Source organism: Kaistella sp. SH40-3 (genome assembly GCF_030686865.1).
In the GTDB taxonomy this organism is placed as follows: domain Bacteria; phylum Bacteroidota; class Bacteroidia; order Flavobacteriales; family Weeksellaceae; genus Kaistella.
In genome coordinates this window covers 65,927-72,773 of the sequence record NZ_JAQYUS010000011.1, presented here as the reverse complement: position 1 = coordinate 72,773, position 6,847 = coordinate 65,927, and the positions used below count along the sequence as shown (strand labels likewise).

Genomic DNA, 6,847 nt, shown 5'->3' with positions numbered 1-6,847 from the left:
AATTCTATATTTGAAACAGAAAACACTCTCTAAGAAAAAGTACACTTTCTTTTGAAGACATACAAAATATATCAGTCCTCTTATTCTAAAAATTTGTTTCTTTTTAAGTACCATGTCGCTGCTGATATCCAGCTCTAGGACGTCAATCATCGCGGTAATCGTTGCACTTTTATTTTTATTTTATAAACTTAGTAAACATAAAGTAGGAAAAACTTTTAAATTCGTTTTTAGTGTTTCAGCTATCTTAATTCTTAGTTTTCCATTATGGTCGTCCTACACTTCAGGTATAACTGAAAAGTTTCAAGGAAACGATGATGGTGATTTATTATCCAGAAGAGAGGAACATTGGACAGCGAGGGTAGCCGAGTTCAAATCTTCTCCCATTGTAGGAGTCGGTTTTTGGGGCGGCGTTGACAGATAATGATTTCTCTATTGGCTTCGATAGTGATAGTGGTAAAGTAGAACCAGGTTCATCATGGCTTGCACTTTTATCTATGACTGGTATCGCAGGATTTATTCTTATTGTTTTCATATTTCTCTCTGCGCTCATCTATTTATTTAAAAATAAAAATGATTATATAATTTCTGGAATATTAGGAAGTTTACTGCTTTTTTTTATGATTCACATGAGCGCCGAAGGATATATTTTGGCAGCTGGAAGTTTGCTTTTCTTCTACATTTGGCTTCTGTTGGGTGTAATAGAAGGATACAAAAAATATCAAATTATAAAAATCATATAATTTGATTAATAAAAAAATTTCGAAAAAAATGAAAATTATTTTTTGGCAAAATATTATAAGTCCGCATCAAGTTGATTTTTTGAAAGCATTATCCTTCCATCACGAAATTCTTTTGATTGTTGAAGAAATTCAAGACATCGAAAGAAAAAAAGATCATTGGGAAATACCGCAATACAACTATTTAAAGATAATCATTGCTCCTCCATTAAATTCTTTAGATCAGTATTTTGAAAATGCAGAAGACATTCATATTTTCTCTGGAATTTCCGCCTATAAAACAGTTTATAGTGGTTTTAAAAAAGCAGAAGTTCACAAAGCAAAAATTGGTATAGTCTCCGAACCTATTAATTTTGATGGTATTAAAGGATTTCTTAAATTAATAAGAGGAAATTTTCAAAGATTAAAATATGGTCACAAAATTAAGTTTATCGCAGCAACCGGCGATTTAGGTATAACTACCTACACGAAATTTGGATATAGAAAAAATAAACTTTTTCAATGGGGGTATTTTGTTGATCATCCTCTTAACAATAATGTAAGAAAGAAAAACCAAATCGTTTTTGTAGGTCAACTAACTGATAGAAAACAGATTTTACAATTAACAAATTTGTTGATTGAGAACAATTGTTTTGGTTATAATGAATTTTTAATATTAGGTGTTGGTCCTGATTTAAGCGCTCTACAGAATATTATAAATAGTAATAAGGCGGATTTTAAGATTAGTATATTGGGGCGTAAATCGAAATTAGAAACGATCGAAATCATTGCTGAAAGTAAACTGTTATTTTTACCATCTCTATTTGATGGTTGGGGAGTAGTCGTTAATGAAGCGCTGTTAGCAGGTACACCAGTTATCACCAGCGACAACGTGGGAGCCAAGATATTAGTTGAAAATAGTGACAGAGGAGCAGTTTTTAAAGCAGGTGATTATGATCAACTGAAAAAATTACTGGAAAACTGGTCCACTAAAAATTACGTAGAAAAAGATTATCTCAAAATTCAAAACTGGGCAGTAGAAAAAATCACTCCTGCTGTCGCAGCTGATTATTTCTCGAAAATAATTTCTTGCACTTTTGATAAGAATGTAGAAAAAGAAAAACCTATAGCCCCTTGGGTACAAAAACAAATATAAATGCTCCTGCTCGATAGCTTATACATCAACAACAGCGGCGGGAAAATCCTGCTGGAATATCTGGTAGAACAATTAGAAAAAAACAAAATCCCTGTTTTTTATCTATTTGACGAACGCTGTAAAGATGACTTTCAAAACGTACCCAAAAGACGTAAAGTTTACCTGAAAGCAAACTTACTCAACAGACACCACTTTTACCGCCGAAAAGGTGGAACATTTTCACAAGTTTTATGTTTTGGAAATTTGGCTCCTACGATTCCACTTAAAGTTCCTGTTTATACCTATTTCCATCAGACTCTGTTTTTAGAAACGCCTGATACCCTATCTATCATAAATAAAATAAAGTTTAAAATCAAGAGAATGGTTCTTGATTCAATTAAATCAAATACCAATATTTGGTTGGTACAGTCTGCAAATATTAAAAAGGGACTGATGTCAAAATTTGAACTTACTAAAAGTCAAGTTAAAGTAATGCCCTTTTATCCTCCTCTGAAAAAAATAGAAAAAATTATAATAGGAGAAAGGACGGATTTGTATATGTGAGCAATGGTGGAACTCACAAAAATCACAACAATTTAATTGACGCATTTTGCGTTTATTATGATAAAAAAAAGAAAGGTATCTTGCATATTACGATAAGTGATGAATATCCTGAACTGTTGTCTATTATCAAAAATAAAATAGATAAAGGTTACCCTATTGTAAACCATGGTTTTATTCCTAGGAATGAATTATTCGAAATATATAATAGTAATCATTACCTCATCTTCCCGTCTTTAACTGAAAGTTTTGGACTCGGTATTGTCGAAGCACTCGAAAATGGCTGTAAAGTTATTGGAGCAGACTTACCTTATACGCATGCAGTATGTAAACCGTCGATTACATTTGATCCTTTAGATGTATCTGATATGGAAAGAGCGTTTATAGAATCACAATCTGAACATGTAAAGGATACTGAACAATTGGTTTTCAATCGAATAGATGATTTAATCAATCTTTTAAAAAAATAGCATAAAATTGTTCTACTGATTACAAAAACCAAAAAAGCCACTTCTTACAAAGTGGCTTTTCAATTTTTCACAAAGTGCTCTTTATCTCAAAAACACCACCACCAAATACGTACATCCAGCTACGAAAGCAGAGATTGGAATGGTCAGAATCCAGGCCCATAATAAACTTACGGTGATTCCCCATCGCACGGCAGAAACTCTTTTGGTTACTCCTACCCCGATGATGGCACCGGTGATGGTGTGTGTCGTTGAAACCGGGATTCCAAAATGTTCTGAAATGAAAAGCGTAATGGCTCCCGCAGTTTCAGCAGCAACTCCTTCCAGGGGCGTTACTTTGGTAATTCTTGTTCCCATTGTTTTTACAATTTTCCAGCCACCGCTCATGGTTCCCAAAGCAATCATTAAGAAGGAGGTAAATGGAACCCAGAAATAATGTTCTACGAAATAGTTGAACTGGTGGGTACTGTCTAAAGCCAGATAAACCGGATCCTGCAAGGTCTGTGTATGGTGGTAAATCACGGCTGCTCCGATAATTCCCATCACTTTCTGTGCATCATTGGTACCGTGTCCTAAACTGAATAACGCTGAAGAAACCAACTGTAATTTCTTGAAAACATTATCTGCTTTTCGCGGACTTGATCTTTTAGAAACATTAACGATGAACAAAGTGATTAAAATTGAAATCGCCGAACCAATTAAAGGTGCCAGGAAAATGAATAAAAAGATCGGGATCACTTTATCATACCGGACAACATCTTGCGTAAAGAGTTGCTTGAAGGCGAGTATGAGTTTATCGAAGGTAGCCAAATCTGGTTGAGCCAAAGCAATCAAATGATAATCTGTGACCAAAGCGTGCATCAGTGCAGCACCTAAGAAACCACCAATTAAGGTATGCGATGATGAGGAAGGAATCCCAAACCACCAGGTTAATAAATTCCAGGCAATAGCGGCTACTAAACCAGCAAGGATCACTTCAAGATTAATAAAATCGGTATTGACCGATTTGGCGATGGTATTTCCGATTTTAAATTCTCCGATGACATATGCTGCAAGGAAGAATGCGGCAAAATTCCAAACTGCTGCCCAAAGAACGGCCTGAAAAGGCGATAAAACTTTAGTGGAAACGATGGTCGCAATTGAATTCGCGGCATCATGAAAACCATTGATATAGTCAAAAACAAGTGCTAATGCAATGATGATGAGGAGTAGAACTGGTAAATCCATTCTTTTTTATACTATATAATTAGGGAATAGATTAAGCGTATTTAATTAAAATACTGTCGATGGTATTCGCTACATCTTCTGCTTTGTCGGTTACTGTTTCCAGATATTCCAACACTGCTTTTATTTTCATAATCTTAATTGCATCATTGCTTTCAAACAATTTCACAATTGCCTGGCTCAAGACATCATCTGCAATATTTTCGAAAGAGTTGATCTTAATACAAGATTCTTTTACTGCTTTAGGATCTTTAAAATCGTTCAGGTTTCTTAGCGCCAACTGAACTTCCAGACAAGATTTATAAATTAAAAGGGTAAATTCTGTGTAAGCCGGATCCAGAGGTGCTTTGTATAAATAAATATATTTCGCGGAAGCATACATGAAATCTGCAATATCATCTAAACCACTTGCCAAATGACTAATGTCTTCTCTATCAAACGGAGTAATAAAGTTTTCTCCTAACTGAACGAAAATTTCGTGGGTTAAATCATCCATTCTGTGTTCATAATCACTCATGTGTTGCAACATCGTATCATCATTGATATCGAAATCGAGTAAACTCTCGTGAAATTCTTTGGACATTGCTACGAGTTCTTCTGCAACTTTCTCAAACAGTACAAAAAACACTTTGTCTTTCGGCTGGAACATTTTAAAAATATTTCCGATTCCCATTATTGTTCATTTTTTAATTAGTCCTGCAAATTTCCGAAAAAGAGTGATAGGTTTCTCATTTTAATATTAATCTTTATTAACATTAGGAAATAGTTGCCAACAAAAAAACCAGCCTCGTTATAAACGAGACTGGTTTGTATTGATAAATAAGAAAGAAAAATTAGTTAGATTCTTCGGCTCTCATATCTTTTCCTTTGAATTTCTGAGTTTGTAACCCTTTTAGAACTTCATCTTTAAATCCTTTTTCTACTTCAAAGAAAGAGAATTTTTCTAAAATTTCAATGTTTCCAATATCCGGACGTTTTCTTGATTTCTCCGTTGATTTATTGATAATCTCCAACATATCAATTTTCTTTAAGTTGTCCCGTTTTCCTAAGTTAAAGAAAAACCGAACCATGTCCTCATTATTTTTTCTTGGTTTTCTATCTCTAGATTCGCCTCTGTTTCCACCGTCACGATCTCTAGAATCACGGTTTCCGCCGTCTCTATCTCTTCCGAAATCACGACTTCCACTGTCTCTAAATCTGTTACCGCTATCTCTACCGCTATCTCTTCTGTCACCGCCTCTATCGCGATCTCTTCCTCTTCCATCACGGTCTCTGCCACGATCTCTACCTCCTCGGTCTCCTCTATCGTCGCTGTTAAATTTCTGATCAACTAAATCGTCTTTATCTTTATAATAAAGCGCCATCTCTCTCAATTGTAACTGCAACATTTGGTGTACCAATTCTTCTTTGGTAAAGGCTGATAAATCTGGAATCAACTCATTGTCGAATTCAACCAAATTTTCGTGCTCTGTAAATAATTTTTCGAATACGCCAGCAACCTGTGCTTCGATAATCTTTTTACCAGTAGGAATTTTCTTCTCAACAATATCAATTTTAGTAACTGATTTAATTTGTTTCAGTTTTCTAGATTCTTCAGGTTTAATTAAAGAAATCGAGATCCCATCTTTTCCAGCACGTCCGGTTCTACCACTACGGTGAACAAAAACCTCCGGATCATCAGGTAAAGAGAAGTGAATAACGTGGGTTAATGAATCAACATCTAAACCTCTCGCCGCAACATCTGTCGCCACTAAGATATCGATGTTTTTCAAACGGAATTTTTTCATTACCGTATCACGTTGTGCCTGCGATAAATCACCGTGAAGTGCATCTGCCGCATAACCGTTCTGCATCAAAAAGTCTGCAACTTCCTGAGTTTCCATACGGGTTCTACAGAAAAGAATTGAATATTGATTTGGATTTGCATCAATCAATCTCTTCAAAGCTTCTTTTTTGTTTCTGTAACCAACCACGTAATATTCGTGTTTGATGTTTTTCTTAACCTCGTTGATTGAACCAACAGAAATTCTGTGTGGATTCGTTAAATAGTTTTTAGAAATCCTTTCAACCTCTTTATTCATCGTTGCCGAGAACAAAAGCGTTTGTTTGGTTTCTGGAGTTTCTCTTAAAATGGTTGCCAAATCTTCTTTGAACCCCATTGAAAGCATTTCATCAGCTTCATCAAGAATTAACCATTGAATTTCTGAAAAATCAAGGGCTTTTCTGTTAATCAAGTCGATGACCCTCCCCGGAGTTCCCACAATAATCTGCGGTTTCTCACGTAGAGATCTGATTTGATCAGTAATACTGCTACCACCATAAACTGCTGTAGTTTTGATGTTTTTCAAGTATTTCGAATAATTAATAATGTCTTTGGTAATTTGCAAACAAAGTTCTCTGGTTGGACAAAGCACCAATAATTGGATTTTGCGACTCCCGTCGTCAATCATATCCAAAATCGGAAGCGTAAACGCTGCTGTTTTGCCTGTTCCTGTCTGCGCAAGTGCGATTAGATCGCGTGTATCTGTAGAGATAAAAGGAATAGTCTGTTTTTGGATTTCTGTTGGGCTCACAAAGCCCATTTCGCCAATTGCCTTCAAAACTTCAGGACTTAGATTGGTCTCCGTAAATAAATTCATGTAAAAGATCGTCTATAAATTGGGTGCAAAGATACGTTTTTTATTTATGATAATTATATGGGGTGTTTATTAAATAATTGTTAATAATGAAAAGTCCTTTTTTAT

General features: G+C 35.1%; 8 protein-coding genes. 5 read left to right on the top strand and 3 right to left on the bottom strand.

Annotated features, from left to right (window positions below):
* Positions 1-70 precede the first annotated feature (70 nt).
* The 5 genes from PUH65_RS14275 to PUH65_RS14255 are packed head-to-tail and all read left to right on the top strand — an operon-like array spanning position 71 to position 2,882.
* Positions 71-421, top strand: a complete 351-nt coding sequence (locus tag PUH65_RS14275) for an O-antigen ligase family protein (RefSeq protein ID WP_370692054.1) — start codon at positions 71-73, stop codon at positions 419-421.
* Positions 411-740 (top strand): hypothetical protein, encoded by a 330-nt coding sequence (locus tag PUH65_RS14270; RefSeq protein WP_305520700.1) that lies wholly within the window; start codon positions 411-413, stop codon positions 738-740. Before PUH65_RS14275 ends, PUH65_RS14270 begins: the two co-directional genes overlap by 11 nt.
* A 28-nt stretch (positions 741-768) precedes the next feature.
* A complete protein-coding gene (locus PUH65_RS14265; protein WP_305520699.1) occupies positions 769-1,872 on the top strand; it encodes a glycosyltransferase in 1,104 nt (367 codons plus the stop codon).
* Positions 1,873-2,415, top strand: coding sequence for a hypothetical protein (locus PUH65_RS14260; RefSeq protein ID WP_305520698.1), 543 nt, complete (start codon positions 1,873-1,875; stop codon positions 2,413-2,415). It abuts the gene before it with no gap.
* Positions 2,412-2,882: a glycosyltransferase gene (locus PUH65_RS14255; RefSeq protein WP_305520697.1), complete on the top strand. Its 471-nt coding sequence runs from the start codon at positions 2,412-2,414 to the stop codon at positions 2,880-2,882. The genes PUH65_RS14260 and PUH65_RS14255 overlap by 4 nt, the downstream gene beginning before the upstream one ends.
* Before the next feature lie 81 nt (positions 2,883-2,963).
* On the opposite strand, the gene PUH65_RS14250 is transcribed toward PUH65_RS14255, so the two are convergent.
* The 3 genes from PUH65_RS14250 to PUH65_RS14240 all read right to left on the bottom strand — a co-directional run bounded on the left by PUH65_RS14250 (position 2,964) and on the right by PUH65_RS14240 (position 6,742).
* Positions 2,964-4,106: an inorganic phosphate transporter gene (locus PUH65_RS14250; protein ID WP_305520696.1), complete on the bottom strand. Its 1,143-nt coding sequence runs from the start codon at positions 4,104-4,106 to the stop codon at positions 2,964-2,966.
* Positions 4,107-4,137: 31 nt separating this feature from the next.
* A complete protein-coding gene (locus PUH65_RS14245; RefSeq protein ID WP_305520695.1) occupies positions 4,138-4,776 on the bottom strand; it encodes a DUF47 domain-containing protein in 639 nt (212 codons plus the stop codon).
* Positions 4,777-4,936: 160 nt separating this feature from the next.
* Positions 4,937-6,742 carry a DEAD/DEAH box helicase gene (locus tag PUH65_RS14240; RefSeq protein ID WP_305520694.1) on the bottom strand — a complete coding sequence of 602 codons (1,806 nt, stop codon included), beginning with the start codon at positions 6,740-6,742 and terminating at the stop codon, positions 4,937-4,939.
* Positions 6,743-6,847: the final 105 nt, after the last annotated feature.

What these genes read in the sequence shown, in the direction of transcription:
- PUH65_RS14265 (WP_305520699.1), top strand. Translation starts at nt 769, where the DNA reads ATGAAAATTATTTTTTGGCAAAATATTATAAGTCCGCATCAAGTTGAT.
- PUH65_RS14260 (WP_305520698.1), top strand. Translation starts at nt 1,873, where the DNA reads ATGCTCCTGCTCGATAGCTTATACATCAACAACAGCGGCGGGAAAATC.
- PUH65_RS14250 (WP_305520696.1), bottom strand. Translation starts at nt 4,106, where the DNA reads ATGGATTTACCAGTTCTACTCCTCATCATCATTGCATTAGCACTTGTT.
- PUH65_RS14245 (WP_305520695.1), bottom strand. Translation starts at nt 4,776, where the DNA reads ATGGGAATCGGAAATATTTTTAAAATGTTCCAGCCGAAAGACAAAGTG.
- PUH65_RS14240 (WP_305520694.1), bottom strand. Translation starts at nt 6,742, where the DNA reads ATGAATTTATTTACGGAGACCAATCTAAGTCCTGAAGTTTTGAAGGCA.